Here is a 17,724-nt window from a genome sequence, read left to right as displayed (position 1 = left end):
GCCCGGGACCCCGGTCCCGGGCCGCGCGGCCGTTCCGCGTGCGGCGCGGCGGTCAGTACGCCGCGGGCGATGATCGGCGGAGCCGGCGGGCGGCGGGCCGGACGAGCAGCGAGAGCAGCACCGCCGCCACCACGACGGCGCCGGTGAGGGTGGCGAGGAAGTGACCGGGGCCGAGCGCCCCGTGGGTGACGAGCGCGCCGAAGACGGCGCCGAGCGCGCCGGTCAGGAGCACGGTCCTCCGGGCGGGGAGGCGGTCGGGCAGGCGGTGCGCGGCGGCCCAGGCCAGGGCCAGTCCGAGCAGGGCGGAGCCGAGGGCTTCCAGGAACACGGTGGATCACCTCGCGGGGGGTGCGGGGCGGGTGGTGCGGTCAAGGCCCCTCCTACCCCGGGCCACCGGAACGCAATCCTCCCCACGCCCCGGCGAGGAGCCCCGTACACCTGGCCCGGACGGCCGGAGCACCGCGCCCGCGACGCCCCGCGCACGGCTCCGCGAGGCCACCCGGAAGGCGGTACGCGCGCGGGGGCGGGTTCGACGGCCGGTACGCGCGCGTGGGAGGGCTCTCCGGGGCAGGGCCGGGGGTCCGGGGCCGGGCGGACGCGAAGGAGGCCCGGAGGGACGGGTGTCCCTCCGGGCCTCCTGTGCGGGAGTCGCGGCTCAGAGCGTGCCGAAGCCCACCCGGCGCACCGCGGTCTCGCCGAGCTCCACGTACGCGATCTTGTCCGACGGGACCAGGACCCGGCGGCCCTTCTCGTCCTCGAGGCTGAGCAGCGTCGCCTTGCCGGACAGCGCGTCGGCGACGGCGCGCTCCACTTCCTCGGCGGACTGCCCGCTCTCCAGAACGATCTCCCGGGGTGCGTACTGCACGCCGATCTTGACCTCCACGGCTATGTCCCTCCGAACGGTCAGCCATGCGCGATGAACACGCGCCGTACGCTGCACACATTAGCCCGGTGAGGGGACGTCCACGGGTCAGCCGCCACACGCCAGGAGCGAACAGCGGACGGGAACGGACGGGCGGTCAGTGGCCTTCGGCGCTCAGCTGGCCCTCGACCGCGTGCAGCGGGAAGCCCGCGATGCCGCGCCAGGCGAGCGAGGTGAGCAGCGAGACGGCGGTGTCGCGGGGGATCGGGGACTCGCTGGAGAGCCAGTAGCGGGCGACGACCTGCGAGACGCCGCCGAGGCCCACCGCGAGCAGCATGGACTCGTCCGTGGACAGCCCGGTGTCCTCGGCGATGACCTCGGAGATCGCCTCGGCGCACTGCAGGCTCACCCGGTCGACGCGCTCGCGGACGGCCGGCTCGTTGGTGAGGTCGGACTCGAAGACCAGCCGGAAGGCGCCGCCCTCGTCCTCGACGTAGGCGAAGTAGGCGTCCATGGTGGCCGCGACCCGGAGCTTGTTGTCCGAGGTGGAGGCGAGGGCGCCGCGGACCGACTGGAGCAGGGACTCGCAGTGCTGGTCGAGCAGGGCCAGGTAGAGCTCCAGCTTCCCGGGGAAGTGCTGGTAGAGCACGGGCTTGCTGACGCCGGCCCGCTCGGCGATGTCGTCCATGGCCGCGGAGTGGTAGCCCTGGGCGACGAAGACCTCCTGGGCCGCGCCGAGCAGCTGGTTCCGCCGGGCACGGCGCGGCAGCCGCGTACCGCGAGGGCGTGCTGCCTCTGTCTGCTCGATGGCGCTCACGCGGCCTCCCAAGAATTCGATCCATGTGCGCTGTCGCGCCGCGCCGCCATCGTACTTTTGGGTAACCCGGCTGTGCGCGGTGCGAACGCAGAATTTCACGGACCGGACGCCGGGGTCGACAGGCGATTCAAGATTAAACCGAACAAATCGGCGGGAGTCGCCGGTCGAATCGGCGATGGTCACCGGAAAAAGCCGTCCCCGCCCCCGGGCGCGGGTCGTCAGCGCTGGTCAGCGGGTCGCCGCCGGTCAGCGGTAGTCGTCCTCGTCGAGGGTGACGACGCGCGCCTGTTCGGAGGCGTCACCCTCGTCCGCCGCGTCGTGGTCGATATCGCCGAGCGGCTCGTCCTCCCTCGGACGCAGTTCCGTGTGCTGCTCGGCCGCGTCGGCCTCCGGGACTTCCTCGTCGAGCACGGCGTCCTCTTCCTCGGGGAACGATTCCGGCTCGGACGGATCGACAGTCATGCGATTCCTTCCCGTCCTCCCCGCGCGCGGGCGGACGCCCGCGCCGATGGCCCTCCCTTCGAGCGTAGGAGCACCCGCGCCGGGCCGCACCCGAGCGACCCCCGGAGGGGTCCCGGCGGGGCGCCACGCGGCCTGTGACCGCACCCACACCCGTGCGCGCGTGATCGTCTCGTAATATTGCGGCCATGTCCTCGACCGAGCTGCCGGAAACCCGGACCGCCGACACCGCACCGCCGGCGCCGCGTCCGCGCGCGGTCCGGGTCGCCGACGGCGAGGAGCTCCGCTCCGTCGCGCTCCCCGGACTCACCCTCACCGTGCGCTCCCGGCCCGGCGGCCGCTCCGGCCTGCCGCCCGCGCTGTACGTGCACGGCCTCGGCGGCTCCTCGCAGAACTGGTCCGCCCTGATGCCGCTCCTCGCCGACCTGGTGGACGGCGAGGCCGTCGACCTGCCCGGCTTCGGCGACTCCCCGCCGCCCGACGACGGCAACTACTCGGTCACCGGCCACGCCCGGGCCGTCATCCGGCTGCTCGACGCCTCCGACCGGGGCCCGGTCCACCTCTTCGGCAACTCGATGGGCGGCGCCGTCGCCACCCGGGTCGCCGCCGTCCGGCCCGACCTGGTCCGCACCCTGACCCTCGTCTCGCCGGCCCTGCCCGAGCTGCGCGCCCAGCGCACCGCCTGGCCGACGGCGCTGCTCGCCGTGCCCGGCGTCGCCGGGCTCTTCGCCCGCCTCTCCCGCGACTGGACCGCCGAGCAGCGGGTCCGGGGCGTCCTCTCGCTCTGCTACGGGGACCCCGGCCGGGTCACCGAGGAGGGGCTCCGGCACGCCGTCGAGGAGATGGAGCGCCGGCTGGAACTCCCTTATTTCTGGGACGCCATGGCCAGGTCCTCGCGCGGAATCGTCGACGCCTATACGCTCGGCGGCCAGCACGGCCTGTGGCGGCAGGCGGAGCGGGTGCTCGCGCCGACCCTGCTGATCTACGGCGGCCGTGACCGGCTCGTCTCGTACCGGATGGCCCGCAGGGCCGCCGCGGCCTTCCGGGGCTCGCGGCTGCTGAGCCTGCCCGACGCCGGTCACGTGGCGATGATGGAGTACCCCGAGACGGTCGCCGCGGCCGCGCGGGAACTGATCGCGGACCACGACGCGCGGCACGACGGGAGCTGAACCCGGGGTGGGACGACATAGTCGCAAGGGCCCTGCGCCCTCGGCGGGCGATACCGGACGCACGCCGGTGGCGGACGGCACGCGCGCGCCGATGACGGGCGCGACGCGCGCTCCGGCGGCCGACACCGGGCGCACGCCCGTCGTGGACGGCGGCGCGGGCACGGGCCGGCGCCGCCGCGCCCCCGACGGCCCGGACGAGCGCGGCACCACCCGCGGCCACGGCACCTTCCACGGCCACGGGACCCCGGCCCACGGGACGCCGGGGCCGGGCGCCCAGGCGGCTCCCGCGTACGGGACCCCGACGCACGGCACGCCCGCGTACGGGACCCCGGCGCACGGCACCCCCGGGCACGGCTCCCAGGGGTACGGCGCTCCCGCGCAGGGAGCCCCGCGCCGAGGGACCCCCGCGCAGGGAGCCCCGCGCCAGGGCACGCCCGCGCACGGCACCCCGGGGTACGGCACCCCCGCGCCGGGGGCTCCGCGACACGGGACTCCGGCCCACGGCACCCCCGCTCACGGGACGCCGGCCCACGGCACCCCCGCCTACGGCGGCAGCCCGTACGACACGCCCGCGCACGGTGTTCCGCACACGCCCGCGCACGGCATCCCGGTGCGCGGGGGGCATCCCGCGCACGAGGAGGCCGGGCTCCCGGCGCCCGAGCGGTACGGGCCCGCCACCGGCGCCGCGCCGCTGATTCCCGGTCCCCGCCGGGCCGCCGCCGCTCCGCCCGCCGGGCCGGACGCGCCCGTGGCCGGGGACGCCGACGGGGCCGACGCGCCCGGCAGGGGCGGCAAGGGCCGGGCGCTCACCGGGATCGCGGCCGCCGCCGTCACCACCTGCCTCGCGATCGTCGTCGCCGGGCAGGTCGCCGACCGGGAGGACGACGCCCCGGCCGTGCGCGCCGCGCAGAAGCCCGCCGAACGCGCCTCCGAGGACTCCGCCTCCCGCTCCGTGGCGCGGCCCACCCCGTCGAGCCCGGCCCCCGCGACCCGGCAACCGGCGCCCACGTACGAGCAGTTGATGACCCGCCAGTTCCCGATCGACCCGAAGCTGGCCGGCTCCGGCGACTTCGAGGCGGTGCCCGGGCTCGACAAGGCGCCCGGCACGGGCCAGAAGTACCGCTACCGGGTGGACGTCGAGAAGGGCCTCGGCCTCGACGCCAAGCTCTTCGCCCGCGCCGTCCAGCAGACGCTCAACGACAAGCGCAGCTGGGCCGGTCGGGGCGCCATGACCTTCGAGCGGATCTCCAGCGGGGAGCCCGACTTCGTCATCACCCTCGCGAGCCCCGGCACCACCGGCGCGTGGTGCGCCAAGTCCGGCCTCGACACCACCGTCGACAATGTCTCCTGCGACTCCGCCTCCACCGAGCGCGTGATGATCAACGCCTTCCGCTGGGCGCAGGGCTCCGAGACCTTCGGCCCGAAGGCGATGCTCGCCTACCGCCAGATGCTCATCAACCACGAGGTCGGACACCGGCTCGGCCGCAACCACGTGTCGTGCCGCACGCCGGGCGCGCTGGCGCCGGTGATGCAGCAGCAGACGAAGTCCCTGGAGATCGACGGCATCGCCTGCCGCCCCAACCCCTGGGTGCACCCGGGTAGTTGACCCCCGGCGGGCCCCCGCTCCGGGGGTCGCGCACCCCGGGAACCTGACGCTCCGTGACCCCGCCGGCGCGTACCGCGACCGAACGCGACCGGCCTGGGAAAGTTACGTGCATTCACCCCTTCCGGTGGTGCGATGGACAACCGTCCGTCGCGCCACCGGTCCCTGCGCTTACGTTCTTCCCGCTGCGGGATTCCCGCCGAGGGACGGCAGCGCGCGCCACCGACGGGACCGGTGGGCGCCGTCAAGGGAGACCGGGGGTGTGTGCTCGTGCGGATCGGACTGCTCACGGAGGGTGGCAGCCCGTGCGTGACCGGTGACACCGGCGCGTGGTGGCAGCGGCTGGTCCGCGGCCTCGCCCCCCACGAGTTCGACCTGTACGCCGTCGGCGGCCCGCTCCCCGCCACCCCGCTGCCCCCCCACACCCGGCCCGTCCCCGCCACCGGCGAAGGCGCCCTCCCGGCCGGCCCGCCCGAGCGTGCCGGCCGCCGCGCCTACGGCCGCCGCGACCGCCGCCGCTTCGCCGAGGGCTTCCACGCCCTCGCCACCGGACTCACCGCCGGGACGGACCCCGCGCACCCCGGCGACGAGGACCCCGCCGACGCCTTCGCCACCGGCCTCGGCGCCCTCGCCGACCTCGCCCGCGACAGCGGCGGACTGCCCGCCGCGCTCCGCTCCGACGATGCCGTCCGCCTCCTGGAGGCCGCCTGCCGCGCCCCCGGCGCCCGCCGCGCCGCCGCCGCGGCCGGACTCCACGACCACCTCGCCTTCGCCGACCACCTGGAGCGGGTCCTGCGCCCCCTCTCCCTCGACTGGTACGACGAGACCGCCCTCGGCGCCGCCGACCTCTGCCACGCCACCGCCGGCGGGTCCGTCGCCCTCCCCGGCCTGCTGGCCAAACGCTTCTTCGGCACCCCGCTCCTCGTCACCGAGTACGGCGTCGGCCTGCGCTCCCACTACCTCGACGCGGGGGCCGGCGACCGCTCCACCGCGCTGCGCACCCTGCTCGCCTCCCTCCACGGCCGCCTCGCCGGCGAGACGTACCGCCGGGCCGACCTCCTCACCCCCGGCAACGCCCACGCCCGCCGCTGGCAGGAGAAGCTCGGAGCCGACCGGGACCGGGTCCGGACCGTCCACCCCGGCATGCCCGCCGCACGCTTCGCCGAGGTCGGCGAGGACGAGGAGAGCGGCGAGCCCGGCACCCTCGTGTGGATCGGCCGGGTCGAACCCGCCAAGGACCTCGTCGCCCTCCTCCACGCCTTCGCCGAACTCCGCGCCCGCCGCCCCGGCACCCGGCTGCGGATCGTCTCCGTCCCCGCCGACGGCGGCGAGGCCGAACCCGGCACCGACCACTGCGCCTACCTCGCCCAGTGCGCCGCGCTCGCCGCCCAGCTCTTCCCCGACGAGGCCGCCGGCGCCCACGCCGTCGGCGAGAACCCGGTCTCCTTCGAGGAGCTCGGCGGCCCCGAGGCCCCCACCCTGGAGGACGTCTACGCCTCCGCCGCCGTCGTCGTCCTCTCCAGCACCGTCGAGGGCTTCCCCGTCAGCCTCGTCGAAGCCATGTTCTGCGCGCGTGCCACCGTCTCCACCGACGTCGGCGCGGTCGTCGAGATCATCGGCGGCACCGGGCTCGTGGTGCCCCCGCGCAACCCCCGGGCGCTCGCCGACGCCTGCCTCGCGCTGCTGGGCGACCCCGAGCGCCGGTACCGGCTCGGTGCGGCCGCCCGCGCCCGCGCGCTCGAACTCTTCACCGTCGAGCAGAACCTCGCCGCGTTCCGCGGCATCTACCTGGAACTCCTCTCCCACGCGCCGGTACGCCACCGTGCCGGGTCCGACGTGCCCTTCGCCCACCCCGCCGAGGCGCACCTCCCCGGCAGCTGGGCGCCGAAGGCCGTCGCCGCGGGCACAGGAGCCCCCGATGCCTGAAGGAGGCACCCCCATGCGCGGCCCCGCCGCCCCGACGAGCCCCGGAGCCTGGGACGCCCGCTCCGAGGCCCTCCTCGGCGCCCCCGCGGTGGACGCGGAACCCGCGCCCCCCGCCATAGCCGCGGGGCCCGCCGGCGCGCTCCCCACCCTCGACCTCCACGCGGACCCCCGGCCGGCCTCCCCGGACCCCGTCCCGGGCGCGTCCGCCCTCGACGACCTCCTCTCCGCCTTCGGCCCGCCCCGTCCGACCCCCCACGCGCGCGTGGGGGAGGAGGAGTCGGGGGACGCACCCGAGCCGGAGGACGCACCCGAGCCGGAGGACGCACCCGAGCTGGAGGACGCACCCGAGCTGGAGGACGCACCCGAGCCGGAGGCCGAGGTGGGTGGCGCGGAGGACGCGCCCGAGGCCACCCCCGTACCCGACGCCACCCCCGTACCCGAGCCCGTCCCCGCCCCGGGAGGGGCCGTCGCGCCCGGGCCCGGGGCCGCCTGGGGGGAGCCGCCCGCCCCCGCGTCCGCCCCCGCGCCCGCCGGGAAGGCGCGCCGCACCGCCGGGGACCCCGTCAAGGTGCTCATGCACCGGCACCGGGAGCTGTGCGCCCGCGCCGTCGACCCGCTGGAGATCGCCGCCGGGCTCGAAGCGCAGGGCTTCACCGACCGGACCGCCGCCCGCTACCGGCACCGGGACGTCTTCTCGCTCGCCGAGGAGCTGTACGCGCGCGTGCCCCGGGGCCACCTGGAGCCCGCGCCCGCCGACGACGCCCCCGAGCCCCGCACCCCGTGGGCGCTCGCCGCGCTCGCCCCCGGCGCCGCCGCCGCGCTCCTGGTGCCCGCCCTGCTCCACCTCGACGGGGCCGCCAGGGTCGCCGCCGCGACCGCCGGGGCGCTCGCGCTCGCCGGCGCGCTCGTCCTCGCCGTCCGGCGCGGACCCCTGCGCGCCGCCGCCCCCGCGCCCGCCGCCCGGCTCTGGACCCTGTGGCTCCTCGCGTACGCCGTCGCCGGCGACGGCCTCCTGGAGCAGGTGCTCGGCGGCGGACCCGACGGCGCCTGGAGCCTCGCCCCCGCGCCGCTGCTCGGCCTCGCGCTCGCCGTCGCGCCCGCCGCCTGGTGCGCCCACATCTTCGCTGGCCGGGCCCGCCGGCGGATCGCCGACAGCCGCGGCCTCGCCGACTTCGCCGCCGCCACGCGCGCGTGGCTGCTCGCCGCCGTCCTCCTCCACCTCGCCGCCCTCACCGCCCTGCTGGCGCTCACCGGCCTCACCGCCGGCGTCCTCGCCCTCGGCGTCCTGCTCCTCCTCGCCCGGCTGCTCACCGTCCACGGACACCCCGAGACCGCCGCCGCCGCCCTCGCCGCCGTCTGCGCCGCCGAAGCCCTCGGCCTCGCGAGCGTGCTGGCCGCCCGGCTCCCGCTCCCCGGCTTCGACGCGCTCGCCGTCCCCGTACGGACCCTCGTCGGCGCCTGGGGACCCGGAGCCCTCCCCGCTCTCGTCTGCGGCGCCGCAGCGCTCGGCCTGCTGGCCCACGCGACCGGCGCCCTCGCCCGGGCCTCGGCCCACACCACCCCCTGACCCCGGGCTCCCGCGGAGCCGACGCCGCGGGCGCACCGCCCCCCTCTCTCATCACCCGCAAGGAGAACCAAGACCATGACCCCTCTCTCCCCAGCACCGGCCGGTCGGCACGAAGGGGCCGCACGATGAGGGTGCTACTGCTCGGAGCCAACGGCTTCATCGGCCGCTTCGTCGCCGACCGGCTGCTCGCCGACCCGGCGGTCCACCTCACCGCCCTCGGCCGCGGCGACGACGCCGACGTCCGCTTCGACCTCGCCACCGGCAGCCCCGGCGCGCTCACCCGCTTCCTGGACGCCGTCCACCCCGGCGTGGTCGTCAACTGCGCGGGCGCCACCCGGGGCGGCGCCCGCGACCTGACCCGGCACAACACCGTCGCCGTCGCCACCGTCTGCGAGGCCCTGCGCCGCAGCGGCTGCGGCGCCCGGCTCGTCCAGGTCGGCTGCGCCTCCGAGTACGGGCCCAGCCAGCCCGGCTCCTCCACCGCCGAGGACGCCGTGCCGCGCCCGGGAGGTCCGTACGGCGTCTCCAAGCTGGCCGCCACCGAGCTCGTCCTCGGCTCCGGCCTCGACGCCGTCGTGCTCCGCGTCTTCTCGCCGGTCGGTCCCGGCACCCCGGCCGGCTCCCCGCTCGGCCGGCTCGCCGAGGCGATGCGCCGCGCCATGCAGGCCGGGGACGGCGAGCTCAAGCTCAGCGGCCTCGGCGTGCAGCGGGACTTCGTGGACGTCCGGGACGTGGCCCGCGCCGTGCACGCCGCATCCCTCTCCGCCGCCCAGGGCGTCGTCAACATCGGCACGGGACGGGCCGTCCGGCTCCGGGACGCCGCCGCCGTCCTCGCCCGGGTCGCCGGCTACGCGGGCAACCTCCACGAGGTGGACGCCCCGCACGGCATCCCGCAGCGGCCCGTCATCGGCGCCCCGCGCACCGAGGCGACCATCGCCGAACAGCTGGCCTCCGCCCCCTTCCCGTACCCCGACGGCTGCGGGCCCTGGCAGCAGGCCGACGTCCGCACCGCCCGCGACCGGCTCGGCTGGCGCCCCCGGATCAACCTGGAGGAGTCGCTCGCCGACATCTGGATGGAGGCGGCGTGTCGCATCTGACCGCCACCGGGAGGGTCCGGGCGCTCGGGGTGGGCGCTCCCGGCTACGCCCACCCGCTGCTCGCCCCGGTCGAATGGGCCGAACTGACCCGCCCCGGGACCCCGGTGCACTGGGCGGTGCTCAACGTCGCCGACGGCCCCGGCAGCCGCCCCGACCCGCACTGCCTGGAGACCGCCGGGCGGCTGCGGCACGCATTCGAGGAGGCCGCGCATCGCGCGTCGTTCGGGGGCGGTGGTCGGGAGACGGGCGGGAGGGTGCTCGGGCACCTGGACCTGGCGCACGGCTCCCGCCCCTTCGGCGAGTTGGTCTCGCAGGCGCAGCGCTACCTCGACTGGTACCGGGTCGGCGGCTTCTATCTGGACCGCTGTCCCACCGACCGGGCGGACCTGCCCGGGGTGAGAAGGGTCACCACCACCCTCTCGGCGCTCCTCGGCGGCGACGCCCACCTCGTCCTCGGCCACGGCAGCCACCCGTACCCCGGCTACGCGGAGGCGGCGGACCAGCTGGTGACCTTCTCCGGCGCCTGGGCGGAGTACCGCTGGTCGCAGGTGGCGGAGTGGACGGCCGAGTACCCGGAGGGGAAGTTCGCCCACTTCGTCCACGGGGTGCCGCGCACCCATCTCGACGAGGCGCTGCGGATCGCCCGCTGGCAGGGCGCCGGCACGATCTTCTTCACCGACCGCAGCGGAGGGCCCGGCGGAGCGCCGGGACAGAACGCGCCATTTCACTCGCTGCCCGGCTACTGGGACGAAATCGTCTCGCGGATCGGACCGGGTGTCTCGGAATGAGAAGGGGCGTGGCAGTGTTACGGGGAGAACAACCGTACTGACATACCGACCACCGGAGTCCCCGTGTCGCTGCCACCCCTGGTCGAGCCGGCCGCCGAGCTCACCGTAGACGAGGTCCGCAGGTACTCCCGCCACCTGATCATCCCCGATGTGGGGATGGACGGGCAGAAGCGGCTGAAGAACGCGAAGGTGCTGGCCGTCGGCGCCGGCGGCCTCGGGTCGCCGGCGCTCATGTACCTGGCCGCGGCCGGTGTCGGCACCCTCGGCATCGTGGAGTTCGACGAGGTCGACGAGTCGAACCTCCAGCGCCAGATCATCCACAGCCAGGCCGACATCGGCCGCTCCAAGGCCGAGTCGGCGCGCGACAGCGTGCTCGGCATCAACCCGTACGTGAACGTGGTCCTGCACGAGGAGCGGCTGGAAGCCGACAACGTGATGGACATCTTCAGCCAGTACGACCTGATCGTCGACGGCACCGACAACTTCGCCACCCGCTACCTGGTGAACGACGCCTGCGTGCTGCTGAACAAGCCGTACGTCTGGGGCTCGATCTACCGGTTCGACGGCCAGGCGTCCGTCTTCTGGTCCGAGCACGGTCCCTGCTACCGCTGCCTCTACCCGGAGCCCCCGCCGCCGGGCATGGTCCCGTCCTGCGCCGAGGGCGGCGTCCTGGGCGTGCTCTGCGCGTCCATCGGCTCCATCCAGGTCAACGAGGCCATCAAGCTCCTCGCGGGCATCGGCGAGCCGCTCGTCGGCCGCCTGATGATCTACGACGCCCTGGAGATGCAGTACCGCCAGGTGAAGGTCCGCAAGGACCCCAACTGCGCGGTCTGCGGCGAGAACCCGACCGTCACCGAGCTCATCGACTACGAGGCCTTCTGCGGCGTCGTGTCCGAGGAGGCCCAGGAGGCGGCGCTCGGCTCCACGATCACTCCGAAGCAGCTCAAGGAGATGATCGACGACGGCGAGAACATCGACATCATCGACGTCCGCGAGCCGAACGAGTACGAGATCGTCTCGATCCCCGGCGCCCGCCTGATCCCGAAGAACGAGTTCCTGATGGGCAACGCCCTCCAGGACCTCCCGCAGGACAAGAAGATCGTCCTGCACTGCAAGACGGGTGTCCGCAGTGCGGAAGTCCTCGCCGTGCTCAAGTCCGCGGGCTTCGCGGACGCGGTGCACGTCGGCGGCGGCGTGATCGGCTGGGTCCACCAGATCGAGCCCGAGAAGCCGGTCTACTAGTCGACCGTGACGAAGGCCCCGGACCGCGTGTCGGTCCGGGGCCTTCGCGCGTCCGCGCTACCCGCAGGTCGTGCCGTACGCGGGCACCTTCCCGTCGAGCAGGTAGGCGTCGACCGTCTCCGTCACGCACTCCGAGGTGCCGTACGCGCCGTGCCCCTCGCCCTTGTTGGTGACCAGCACGCCGACGCCCTCGCCCAGCTCCTTCGCCATCCGCTCGGCGCCCTCGTACGGGGTCGCCGGGTCGCCGGTCGTGCCCACGACCAGGATCGGGGCCGCGCCCGGCGCGGACGCCGCCGGGGTCTTCGCCTCGCCCTTCACCGGCCATGCGGCGCACCAGCCGGCCGTGTCCCAGGCGAGGAAGGCGCCGAAGACGGGGGAGAGGCGGCGGAACTCCGGCAGCAGCGCCTTCGCCTGCGCGGCGGTCGGACGCTCGCTGGAGTCGGCGCAGGAGATCGCCCGCTGGGAGTGCGACTGGGTGGAGTAACGCCCCTGGCTGTCCCGGTCGTTGTAGGAGTCCGCCAGCTCCAGCAGCGGGCCGCCGTCGCCGGACTCGGCCGCCCTCAGCGCCCGGGTGAGCAGCGGCCAGCTCTGCTCGGAGTAGAGGGTGACCGCGACGCCGGTGACCGCCAGGCCCTCGGTGAGCAGGCGGTCGCCGACCTCCAGGGGCCGCCGGTCGAGGGATGCGAGCAGCGTGGTGATCCGCGCGCCGGTGGCCGCCGGGGTCCGGCCGGTGCTCCTCGCGTAGTTGTCCAGGGCCCGCTGGAAGCCGATCGTCTGGTGCCGGGCGTGGCCCGCGCTGTCGGCGGTCGGGTCGACGACCGCGTCCAGGACCAGCCGGCCCACGTTCCCGGGGAAGAGGTGGGCGTAGGTGCCGCCGAGCTGGGTGCCGTACGAGATGCCGAAGTAGTGCAGCCTGGCGTCGCCGAGGACGTGCCGGATCAGGTCCAGGTCGCGGGCGGTGGCCGTGGTGGTGGTGTACGGGATCACCTTGCCGGAGCGGCGGGCGCAGCCGGCGCCGAAGTCCGCCGCGTCCTTCAGGAAGGCGGCCTCCTCGGCGGGCGTGTCCGGGGTGGAGTCGACGCGGGTCTCGGCCGCCGCCTGCTCGGCGTCGGTGCGGCAGACGACGCCGGCGCTGCGGCTCACCCCGCGCGGGTCGAAGCCCACGAGGTCGTACCGCTCGCCCAGCTCCTCGTACTCCCCGGAGAGCTCCGGCAGGATGTCCACCCCGGAGCCGCCGGGCCCGCCGAAGTTGAAGAGCAGCGAACCGATCCGCCGCTTCGGGTCGGTCGCCTCCTTGCGTATCAGGGCGACGGGGAGCGTGGCGCCCGACGGCTTCGCGTGGTCCAGCGGCACGTTCACGGTGGCGCAGCGCCAGTCGCCGCCGAAGTCGTCGCAGCGCTCCCAGTCCGGCCGCTGGCCGGTGAGGGAGGCGGGGAGACCGGAAGGAGGGGAGGGCTTGGCGTCCGTGGAGGGGGCGGAGCTGGAGGTTCCGGTGGACGCGGGGCCGGCCGGGGACGGGGCCGAGGACGGGGAGCCCGTGCTCGTACAGCCGGTCACCAGCACTCCGCCGAGGGCGAGGACCGTCAGACGCCGGCGTATGGACATGGGAAACCCCCCGGGATCGAGACTGGCCCGTCATCCTAGGGGGCTCGGGTGCGGCTACTTGCAGACGGTGCCCGTGGCGGGGACCTTGCCGTCCAGGAGGTAGCCGTCGACGGCCTTCTTCACGCAGGCGCTGCCGCCGTTGTAGGCGCCGTGGCCCTCGCCCTCGTACGTCAGCTCCACGCCGACGCCCTTGCCGAGCGCCTGCACCATCGCGCGGGCGCCCTCGTACGGGGTCGCCGGGTCACCGGTGTTGCCGACCACCAGGATCGGCGCCGCGCCGGGCGCCGACACGTCCGGGTGGTCCCAGGCGCCGGGCACCGGCCACTGCGAACAGCTCGACAGCGCCCAGCCCATGAAGTCGCCGAAGACCGGCGACGCCTCACGGAACTGCGGCAGCCGCTCCTTGGCCTGGCCGAGGGTGTAGCGCTCCTCGAAGTCCACGCAGTTGATGGCGGCGTTGGCGGCCTGGATGTTGCTGTAACTCCCGTTCTCGCCACGCCCGTTCATGGAGTCCGAGAGGGCGAGCAGCAGGGCGCCGTCGCCGCCGTCCGCGGCCTCCAGGCCCTGCTCCAGGTAGGGCCAGAACTCCTTCGAGTACAGCGACTGGGCGATGCCGTTGGTCGCCTGGGTCTGTGTCAGCTTCCGGCTGCCGATGCCGGGGATCGGCTTCTCGTCGAGGGCGGCGAGGAGGTCGGTGACGCCCTCCTCGACCTCGGCGACGGTCGCGCCCGGGAGGGCGCACTCGTCGCCCCGGTCCACGCAGTCCTGCGCGAAGTTGTCCAGCGCCAGCTGGAAGCCCTTCGCCTGGCCCAGCGCGCCCTCCTCGACGCCCGCCTCCGGGTCCACCACCGCGTCGAACACCGCCCGGCCCACCCGCTCGGGGAAGAGGTGGGCGTAGACGCCGCCGAGCTCCGTGCCGTACGAGATGCCGAAGTAGTGCAGCTTGTCGTCGCCGAGGGTCTGGCGCAGCAGGTCCATGTCGCGGGCGGCGCTCTCCGTGCCGACGTGCGGGAGGACCGGGCCGGCGTCCTTCTCGCAGCCCGCCGCGTACGTCTTCTGCGCGTCGGACAGCGTCCGCTCCTCGGCCAGGTCGTCCGGCGTGAAGTCCAGCGCGTAGTAGGCGTCCAGCTCCTTGTCGGTGGCGCACTCCACCGGCTCGCTCCGGCCCACCCCGCGCGGGTCGAAGGAGACCAGGTCGTAGCGGGTGCGGAGGGACTCGTAGTCGGTGGCGAAGCCGGGCAGGCCGGTGACGCCGGAACCGCCCGGGCCGCCGAAGTTGAAGACCAGGGAGCCGATGCGGCGGGCGTTGTCCCTGGCCCGGGCGCGGATCAGGGCCAGCTCGATGGTCTCGCCCTCCGGCTGCGACCAGTCGAGGGGCGTCCGCAGGAAGGCGCACTCCCACTTCGTGCCGTCCGGCAGCGGCGTCGGTGCCGAGCCGCCGCCCTCCGCCGGGGACGGGGGCGGGCAGGTGTCCCACTCCAGCTGCTGCTCCGTCAGCGCCGAGAGGCCGCCGGTGCCGGTGGGGCGGGAGGCCGCGGGGGTCCCGTCGCCGGAGTCGTCCGAGCAGCCGGTCAGCCAGAGGACGGCGGAGGCGGTGAGGAGGGCGGCGGCGCGCTGGGCGGCGGAGATCGGCATGCCCCCATGCTCCGGCGCCCCGCCCGCGAGCGCCCGTGACGCACCCCCAAGCGGGTGTTCCCGGGAGCCGGGCCGGGCCGCGGAGGGTGTCGAGGCGGGCGGGGGCCGCTTCGGCGGCGTGGGTGCCCCACCGAGCGGGGGTACGGCTCCGACGCGCCTCCCGCACCCCTCGGCCCGCCGCACGACCCCGACGCCCCGCCCCGCTCCCCGGAAGCGCGACCCTCGCCTTCGGACCGGTCCTCTTCCCAGTGGGCGGTTACGGCCGACCGGGGACTACAGGGCCCCCCGCTTGGTGAGCCAGTTGAAGCAGATCCAGCCCGGCAGGACCGGGATCCACAGGGTCAGCAGACGGTAGAGGAGGACCGCCGGGGTGGCGACGTCGATGGGCAGGTTCCCCACCGTGACGAGGCCGCCGATCAGCGCGCCCTCGACCGCGCCGACGCCGCCGGGCGTCGGGGCCGCCGAACCGAGCGCGTTGCCCGCCAGGAAGACGACGGCCACGCCCGCGAAGCTGATCGGCACGTTCCCGTGCCCGAAGGCGCGGATCGACGCGTCCAGGCAGAGCACGAAGACACCGGTCAGCAGCAGCATCCCGCCGATGCCCGTGACCAGCTTCATCGGCCGCTGGAGCACGTCCAGCATGCGCGGCACCACGCCCGCGAAGAGCGAGCGCAGCCGGGTCGAGACGAACTTCCGCATGAACGGGATCGCCGTCATCACCAGGACCAGCACCGCGACCGTCAGCAGGCCCGCGATGACCGTCCTCGACGGCGTGAACGACTGCGACTTCTCCGTCCCCGTCAGATAACCGAAGAGGAGCAGCAGCAGGATGTGCGCCCCGAGCCCGAAGAGCTGCGAGGCGCCGACGCTCGCCACCGCGAGCCCCGGGCGCACCCCCGCCCGCTGGAGGAAGCGGGTGTTGAGGGCGACGCCGCCGACCGCCGCCGGGGCGACGATCTTCACGAACGAGCCGGCGACCTGCGCCACCACCGTCCGCCAGAAGCCGACCCGCTCCGGCACGAAGCCGAGCAGGCTCATCGCCGCCGCCACATAGCTGACCGCGGAGCACAGCACGGCGACGGCCACCCACCGCCAGTCGGCCTCGCTCACCGTGGACAGCGGGGTGCGGGCGATCTGCGACAGCAGGAAGTACGCGGCGACCGCGCCCGCGATCAGCGAGATCAGCGTCCGCGGCTTGATCCGCTCCAGCCGGACCGGCTCCACCGGCGCCTGCGGCCGGATCAGCAGCACCTGCCGGCGGATCTGCGCGAGCAGGTCCTCCTCGCGGGCCTCGTCCAGGGCCTCGTCGAGCGCCCGCTTCTCCGCCTTCTTGTCCGCCCGCTTCTCGGCCTTCTCGGCCTTCGGGTCGGTGCCCGGCGCCGGAAGCCCCGCGTGGGCGGCCGCCTTGGCGTGCTCCCGCTCCTTCTTCGCCGCCTCGGAGGCCGCCAGGACCGCCTCCCGCTCCCGCTGCGAGCGCTCCCGCGCCAGCCTCCGCAGGGTCGCGCGGGTCGACCGGCTCAGCGCGATCGGCTGGAGCAGCGGCAGACAGTCCGCCACCGCGTCCGGGCCCAGCACCTCCACGGCCGACGCCACCGCCCGCTCCGCCCCGACCCGCAGGCCCAGGGTGGTGAGGAACTGGGCGATGTCCATCCGCAGCACCAGATCGCCGGCCGCGATCTCGCCGCCGCGCAGATCCGTCAGGAAGACCCTGCCGGAACGATCCACCAGGATCGCGTCACCCGACAGCCTGCGGTGCGCGATCCGCCGCGACTGGAGCGCCTTCACCTGCCGCCACGCGCTCCGCACCAGCTCGTCGGTGATCTCGTCGTCGTCCAGCGAGTCCAGGCTCCGCCCGCCGATGTGCTCGTACACGAGCATCACCGCGTCCGGCCCCAGCTCCGAGGTGGCGATCAGCTTGGGCGCGTTCGCCCCCGCCGCGATCGCCGCGTACGCGAGCAGCGCCTCCTGCTCCAGCGCCTGCCGGAGCGGGACGATCGAGCGGCGGGTGGTCACCGTCCGCAGGGTGATCCGCCGCCACAGCCGGTAGAAGAAGCCGTGCGCCTGCTGCTCCCGGTCGACGACGGTGACGTCCAGCGGCGGCCCGTCCTCCAGGGTCACGATGTACCGGCGGCCCCGGTCCCCGCTCTCCGCGGTCTCCGGCACCTCCTCCGCGCGCAGCGCCGTCACCGGCCGGAAGCCGACCCGGCGCAGGCCGGCGAGGAGGGTCTGGCCGGTCGGCCGCACGTTCGGGGAGCCGACCGCGTACAGCGTGCCGTACGCCACGGTCCAGCCGATCAGCACGGTGAGGATGATCGAGAAGGCGGTGGTGTAGCCGGCCACCAGCATGGTGAAGGCGTCGAGCAGCAGCACCGCCCAGAGCGAGAACCGCCAGCGCGGTCTGCGGGCCATGCCGACGGCCGTCATGTACGCGATCACCGGCGCGAGATAGTTGTGCACCGGGTCGGTCAGCCCGCCGCCGCTCGCCGCCTGGGTCAGCGCGTCCTGGATGGTGTCCGGCGCGGCCTTCGCCACCCACAGGTCGATCGCCAGCGTGACGCCGTGCGCGAGCACGGCGGCGAGCACGCCGTCGGCGATCCGCAGCCCGTCCCGTTTCACCAGCCGCTCGATGGCGAACGCCACCGGCAGGACCAGGATCGCGATCGACGAGACCAGCCCGGCGATCTTGACGAAGACGTCGGGGGCGCCGACCGCGCCCTTGTTGATGTCCTGCTCCAGGCCGGAGGTGGTGCCGTGGGCGAACGCGGCGATGGCGAGGACGACGGCGATGGCCAGCACACCGGCCAGGAGGCGCATCAGGTCGGAGGGCCGGTGGACACGGGCGGCGAGCAGCGGCTCGTCGCCGGAGACCCGCTCGGGCATGTCGGGCCGAGCCTCACCGGGAGGCTGAGTGTCCTGACCCATCACCATGTCCGTCTCTGCGTGTACATCCGTCG

The 17,724-nt window shown here is 75.2% G+C and carries 14 protein-coding genes; 7 read left to right on the top strand and 7 right to left on the bottom strand.

All coding sequences use genetic code 11. From position 1 onward, the window contains the following. Positions 1-52 precede the first annotated feature (52 nt). The 4 genes from ACFW1I_RS14830 to ACFW1I_RS14815 all read right to left on the bottom strand — a co-directional run bounded on the left by ACFW1I_RS14830 (position 53) and on the right by ACFW1I_RS14815 (position 2,141). On the bottom strand, positions 53-328 hold the full coding sequence (locus tag ACFW1I_RS14830; RefSeq protein ID WP_384669816.1) for a hypothetical protein: 276 nt from the start codon (positions 326-328) through the stop codon (positions 53-55). 327 nt (positions 329-655) lie between these two features. After that, the gene (locus ACFW1I_RS14825) at positions 656-883 is read right to left on the bottom strand and encodes a DUF3107 domain-containing protein (protein WP_031014189.1); all 228 of its coding nucleotides are present in this window, start codon (positions 881-883) and stop codon (positions 656-658) included. Between the two features lie 136 nt (positions 884-1,019). Next, the gene (locus ACFW1I_RS14820; protein WP_384669814.1) at positions 1,020-1,679 is read right to left on the bottom strand and encodes a TetR/AcrR family transcriptional regulator; all 660 of its coding nucleotides are present in this window, start codon (positions 1,677-1,679) and stop codon (positions 1,020-1,022) included. Between the two features lie 246 nt (positions 1,680-1,925). After that, a complete protein-coding gene (locus ACFW1I_RS14815) occupies positions 1,926-2,141 on the bottom strand; it encodes a hypothetical protein (RefSeq protein WP_384669812.1) in 216 nt (71 codons plus the stop codon). Between the two features lie 185 nt (positions 2,142-2,326). Between ACFW1I_RS14815 and ACFW1I_RS14810 the strand changes: the two genes are divergently transcribed. From ACFW1I_RS14810 to moeZ, 7 genes are all read left to right on the top strand, one after another. Beyond that, the gene (locus ACFW1I_RS14810; RefSeq protein ID WP_384669810.1) at positions 2,327-3,307 is read left to right on the top strand and encodes an alpha/beta fold hydrolase; all 981 of its coding nucleotides are present in this window, start codon (positions 2,327-2,329) and stop codon (positions 3,305-3,307) included. A gap of 91 nt (positions 3,308-3,398) precedes the next feature. After that, positions 3,399-4,913 (top strand): DUF3152 domain-containing protein, encoded by a 1,515-nt coding sequence (locus tag ACFW1I_RS14805; RefSeq protein WP_384669808.1) that lies wholly within the window; start codon positions 3,399-3,401, stop codon positions 4,911-4,913. Positions 4,914-5,180: 267 nt separating this feature from the next. Then, on the top strand, positions 5,181-6,836 hold the full coding sequence (locus ACFW1I_RS14800; RefSeq protein ID WP_384669825.1) for a glycosyltransferase: 1,656 nt from the start codon (positions 5,181-5,183) through the stop codon (positions 6,834-6,836). A gap of 13 nt (positions 6,837-6,849) precedes the next feature. Continuing rightward, a complete protein-coding gene (locus ACFW1I_RS14795; RefSeq protein WP_384669807.1) occupies positions 6,850-8,403 on the top strand; it encodes a hypothetical protein in 1,554 nt (517 codons plus the stop codon). A 125-nt stretch (positions 8,404-8,528) separates the two neighbouring features. After that, positions 8,529-9,500 carry an NAD-dependent epimerase/dehydratase family protein gene (locus ACFW1I_RS14790; RefSeq protein WP_360313473.1) on the top strand — a complete coding sequence of 324 codons (972 nt, stop codon included), beginning with the start codon at positions 8,529-8,531 and terminating at the stop codon, positions 9,498-9,500. Next, positions 9,488-10,288, top strand: a complete 801-nt coding sequence (locus ACFW1I_RS14785; protein WP_384669805.1) for a spherulation-specific family 4 protein — start codon at positions 9,488-9,490, stop codon at positions 10,286-10,288. Before ACFW1I_RS14790 ends, ACFW1I_RS14785 begins: the two co-directional genes overlap by 13 nt. 63 nt (positions 10,289-10,351) lie before the next feature. Then, the gene (gene moeZ, locus ACFW1I_RS14780; protein ID WP_384669803.1) at positions 10,352-11,530 is read left to right on the top strand and encodes an adenylyltransferase/sulfurtransferase MoeZ; all 1,179 of its coding nucleotides are present in this window, start codon (positions 10,352-10,354) and stop codon (positions 11,528-11,530) included. Positions 11,531-11,587: 57 nt separating this feature from the next. Here moeZ and ACFW1I_RS14775 read toward each other — a convergent pair whose 3' ends face one another. The 3 genes from ACFW1I_RS14775 to ACFW1I_RS14765 form a co-directional block, all read right to left on the bottom strand. Then, positions 11,588-13,135: an alpha/beta hydrolase gene (locus ACFW1I_RS14775; protein ID WP_384669801.1), complete on the bottom strand. Its 1,548-nt coding sequence runs from the start codon at positions 13,133-13,135 to the stop codon at positions 11,588-11,590. 54 nt (positions 13,136-13,189) lie between these two features. Beyond that, positions 13,190-14,770, bottom strand: coding sequence for an alpha/beta hydrolase (locus ACFW1I_RS14770; protein ID WP_384669799.1), 1,581 nt, complete (start codon positions 14,768-14,770; stop codon positions 13,190-13,192). 273 nt (positions 14,771-15,043) lie between these two features. Beyond that, positions 15,044-17,698 carry a lysylphosphatidylglycerol synthase domain-containing protein gene (locus ACFW1I_RS14765; RefSeq protein WP_384669797.1) on the bottom strand — a complete coding sequence of 885 codons (2,655 nt, stop codon included), beginning with the start codon at positions 17,696-17,698 and terminating at the stop codon, positions 15,044-15,046. Between the last annotated feature and the right edge of the window lie 26 nt (positions 17,699-17,724).

The sequence above is a fragment of the Streptomyces sp. NPDC058955 genome (genome assembly GCF_042741435.1).
Taxonomy (GTDB): domain Bacteria; phylum Actinomycetota; class Actinomycetes; order Streptomycetales; family Streptomycetaceae; genus Streptomyces.
Note: the sequence above shows the minus strand (reverse complement) of the source record. Positions and strands in the feature narration are given on the sequence as shown.

Excerpts from the sequence above, each read along its gene's own strand:
- ACFW1I_RS14815 (WP_384669812.1), bottom strand. The coding sequence starts at position 2,141 with ATGACTGTCGATCCGTCCGAGCCGGAATCGTTCCCCGAGGAAGAGGAC.
- ACFW1I_RS14810 (WP_384669810.1), top strand. The coding sequence starts at position 2,327 with ATGTCCTCGACCGAGCTGCCGGAAACCCGGACCGCCGACACCGCACCG.
- ACFW1I_RS14805 (WP_384669808.1), top strand. The coding sequence starts at position 3,399 with ATGACGGGCGCGACGCGCGCTCCGGCGGCCGACACCGGGCGCACGCCC.
- ACFW1I_RS14795 (WP_384669807.1), top strand. The coding sequence starts at position 6,850 with ATGCGCGGCCCCGCCGCCCCGACGAGCCCCGGAGCCTGGGACGCCCGC.
- ACFW1I_RS14790 (WP_360313473.1), top strand. The coding sequence starts at position 8,529 with ATGAGGGTGCTACTGCTCGGAGCCAACGGCTTCATCGGCCGCTTCGTC.
- ACFW1I_RS14775 (WP_384669801.1), bottom strand. The coding sequence starts at position 13,135 with ATGTCCATACGCCGGCGTCTGACGGTCCTCGCCCTCGGCGGAGTGCTG.
- ACFW1I_RS14770 (WP_384669799.1), bottom strand. The coding sequence starts at position 14,770 with ATGCCGATCTCCGCCGCCCAGCGCGCCGCCGCCCTCCTCACCGCCTCC.
- ACFW1I_RS14765 (WP_384669797.1), bottom strand. The coding sequence starts at position 17,698 with ATGGTGATGGGTCAGGACACTCAGCCTCCCGGTGAGGCTCGGCCCGAC.